Genomic DNA, 4,324 nt, shown 5'->3' with positions numbered 1-4,324 from the left:
ACAATAAATATTCTAGCTTGTTTTATTTCTTCCTGATGTGTAGAATAGAGATAAGAATATTTTGATAGAATGTTCTTATCTGAACCTTGATAAGAGATGAATCATTAACCTGAGAGGTACTAATTATTTTTTAAGATAATTGGAAGGGGTAAGGCGAACAGGATTTGATAATAAGGAGAAGCTTTTAGGAGTCACTAAAAGCTTATAAAGGCGATCGCACCCTTCTACTAGTTCTGGCCCGCCAAAGTCAAAGTCAAAGTCAAAGTCAAGTCCAATTAAAATATTTTACTTTTACCTTTTTAAGATAAAATAGCCTGCTTGATTTAAAAAGTAGGTAAATAAAAAAAGGAAAGCTCCCCAAGGCAACAAGCGTCAACTTGTTGTTTTTCTCCTCAGAAAGCCCACCATCAAAATATTCTTAGTAAGTTCAATATACCTCGATTATAGCAAATAATCAAATGTTTGTTATTTCTAGTTGAGATATTTTGAAAGCTAATTACGGTAAGGCTTCTGGGGTTTGTGACAGAAAAGTAAACAAAAACCCAGAGATAGATTATAATGACGAAAAAATCAGCCTACGTAAAGCAACAAGAAGCGATCGCACTAGCAGCCCAACAGAAGATAGATGAAGCAAACGCACCATCTAAACAGCTAGGATTTGACCTAAGCAGCCTTAAAGTAGTTGTCTCGGAATATGCAGAGAAAGCACCTGACTCTAACTATAGAGGCTTAAATTATGAGGTAAACCGATCCAACTTCCTTGCTTATATAGGTATCCGCTACAATCTAGCCTCTTTAGCCCACTTAGATGATGAAGCTAGAGGACTGGAGATTTTAAAAACCTCTGCTTTATTCTTCCGAGTAGAGATGCCTATTGATAGCAGAGATAAAAAGACAGGTAAACGAACAGGACAGAAAGAACCCATACAATCAAGCATCTATTGTATTGGCGAAAATGCACCTTTAGATATAGTCCAGAAGGTAGAAGCAAAACACGCTCGTGAATTAGCAGAGAATAAAAAACCTAGATTGGTTTATGGCTCTCAAGACATCATTAGCAAATTTGCACAGGCTATAGATGAAAAGAAAGCTTTTTATCTAGTCGTAAACGGTCGCAACCAGGGGACTGTTAAGGAAGAAATTAACAATACTTACGGCTTCTTTGTAGAACGTGACGACCGTAGACAATCTATAGAAGCCCAAATGCTTGAGCCTTTAGAGCTTGGCTTTAGCTGCAATGAGCAAATTTATAGTGGTGGTAAATCAGTACACCACTACATTACTTTTAAAAATTGCCCTGATGAAGGTATCCCGGCCGAGCAAGCAGCCGAACTGCAACAAATTATATTGAGGCTTGGCGGTTATGACGGCTTCATTAATAAAGATGGTGGTAATCTTGGCGATTTAAAAGTTAAAACTTCTCGGATGTATGGTAGCTACAACCAGAAAAAACTAATTGCTGGTATTGAGTCACAAGTGCGATCGCTTGCTAAGTTCCCTCTATTAACCTTTGAGGAACACTGGCAACTAGTATCTGGTAAAGCTTTAGGCGAATACATCCCACAAGAAAATCAACCAAGAGAAATTAAGGAAGATGGTACAGAGGGAAATATACTTTGGGCTTATGCTGATGTTTGCGATCACGCTAACTGGCTTACAAAGTTTAAACCTTATGTTTCCCTTGAGGATAGAAAAGCAGCACAGTTAAAAAGAGAGCAGGAAAAAGAAGCTAAAAAAGCAACACAACCTAATTTAGCTGATCTTTCTCAAGTAATTGTAGATATCAATCAAAGTAGTAAAGCTGTTGATATCTTAAAATTTCTATATCCTAAAAATAGAAATGAGATTTTATCTGGTACTCCTGACGGAACAGGCAGATCATATAAAAGAGCGTTTGCTATTGCTCTTAACCTGTTTGAAATTGAAACAGTAATTAAAAAGTTTGGTTTACCCTGCCTACAAACTGCTGAACAACTTTTTGAATCTTGGTTGAGTAAGACTTTCCAAGCATCTGAAGTACAGCAAATTGCTAGTGCTAAAATTGCTTACTCTAATGCTTCAAAAAGCGCTAAACCTCCTGAGGAACAAGTAAACGCTGTTAGGTTGTCTTTAGTTGCTCAACAATCTTTGTCTGAGAAAAAACCAAAACTATTTTTACCTAGTAAGGAAGCAGCAGAAAAAAATCCTCATTATGGATCAGGTTTTTTACTCCCAGACGTAAAAAACTTTACAGCAATCAGAAATTCACCTTATGCAGCTTTTATCTGCCAAACTGATGATGATGCTTTAGCATTATCCAATGCTGGTTTTATTGCAGTTTCTTACACATCACTTTCATTAGTTAATGGTGAATTACCTGTTGAACTTCAGGATCTAATTAGCTTCAAAAAAGATGTTTACTTAGTGCCTGAAACTCTAAATAAAACAGACTGGAAAGCTAATGATAAATTAATGAATAGCTGGGAAGTGCTTGGCCAGAAATTAACCCAAGAATTAGGTAAGGATCAAGAGAGACAAGAATTATTAAAGGTAATAAATTTACCTTATAATTTTAAATCCATTGCTGACATTCTTAATCTAAAGAAGGGTGAAGGGTTACTTTCTCAGATGGTTTATGAAGCCGTAAGCTTTAAACGCTGGCAATATAAGCATCAAAGGGCTTTTTATGCACCTGTTGATTTATCCATTAATGCAGGTAGACTAACTGATGCAGTTAAAACTACTGATATACCTAATGATGCTAAGAAAATCATTGTTAAATCTACCCAAGGGACAGGTAAGACAGTATTTTTAACTGAAATGATTAAGGATTATCAAAACTCAACATCTGAGTTTTTTGTTAAGGGATCATTCACAATTGTTCTTAGCCATAGAATACAATTATGTGCTGATCAGGCTAAAAAGTTTAACATTGCCAGGATTGAAGATGAGGATCAAGTAATCCTTGATAAGAAAGGTGTAATTGCTTGTTTTGATTCAATCTTAAAAGTTGAGTCATTTTTAAGACGGAATAACATCAATAGATATCAAATAATTATTGATGAGTTTTGCCAAGTTGATGATCACTTTTTAAGCAGCACAACAGAAATTAAAAACAAGAGAACATTAGCGGCTAATGCTTTTCAAGCAATGCTTAACCAGTGCGATCGCTTGATTGCTAGCGATGCCGACATAAAAACATCGGACTATCACTACATTAATGATCTATTACCGGGGAACACTTTTGTAATTGAAAATACCTTTAAATTTAATAACAGAAAGGTAACTGTTTACAAGGGTAAAACTCAAGGCTTAATGTTAGCTGATATTTACCAAAAATGTGATGCAATAGTTGGAGGGCAAGCACAAGGGTTAAAAACCAAATCTATTTATATATGCTCTCAGGGCCAGCAAGTTAAAAGCACCTGGGGAACACATAACATAGAAGCGGATTTAAAAAATAGATACCCAAGTTTAAAAATCTTGGTTTTATCTGGAGATACTTTAACTGAAACAAATCACCCTGCATCTAAAATTCTTAAAACAGATATCAATGCTGGTTTGAGAGGTTATGACATTGTAATAGCTTCACCAAGCATAGATACTGGGGTAAGCATTGAAGAAGGTCATAATTTTGGCTGGGTTTATGCCTTTGCACAGGGTACGCTATCCCCTACAGTGAGCATACAGCAGTTTTGGCGGGTTCGTGGGGATGATGTTGTACGCTCTATTTGGGTGTCTTCTCTAAATAATCAGAGAAAACATGGTGGTGAGGTTACGATGGAAGGCATTTTAACCCACATTGACCATGAGCGTACAGCATCATTAAATTCCCTTGCACAGTTTAACAAGCTTATTAAATCTGCTGATGATGCACAGGCAAAAGAAAAAGCAGAAAAAATCAAGGTAAGAGATGAAGCACTACAAAGAATAGGTAAAAGCTTAGAAGAAATTCAAGCACCTTATGATCTTGATAGCTGTTCAGTTTTACCTAATGGTTCTGAAAAATTAACTGAGGTTTACGGCATTACAGAAAACTGGATCTTTAAAAAGAGATATGCTGCAACTGCTGCTTTTTATAACCTTTCAATGAAAGCTACTCTAGATTGGGTAGTTGAAATTTTAGAAGGTCAAGGTTGTAGTATTTTTTATCCTGAGATTGCAGAGGATGAAGCAGAGTTAAATAAATCTGTTAAAGAGTCCATGATTGAACTGAAAGAGGATCAATATTCATATCATCTTGATCAGATTTCAGATTCACGGGATATAGGAGAGGAAGAATTAAAAGTACTTGAGGATTTAGAACACCATACCAAAGAGCAAAAGAAAGAAATTAAAAAAGCTT

Annotated in this window: 1 protein-coding gene; it reads left to right on the top strand. The window is 35.8% G+C overall.

The annotated features are described in order from the left end of the window. Positions 1–558: 558 nt before the first annotated feature. Positions 559–4,324 (top strand): plasmid replication protein, CyRepA1 family (locus ACWATR_RS38730; RefSeq protein ID WP_460345322.1); only part of this gene is annotated, 3,766 nt, incomplete at its 3' end.

The organism is Nostoc sp. UIC 10890, assembly GCF_054786515.1.
This window is presented reverse-complemented; position numbering and strand designations above follow the sequence as displayed.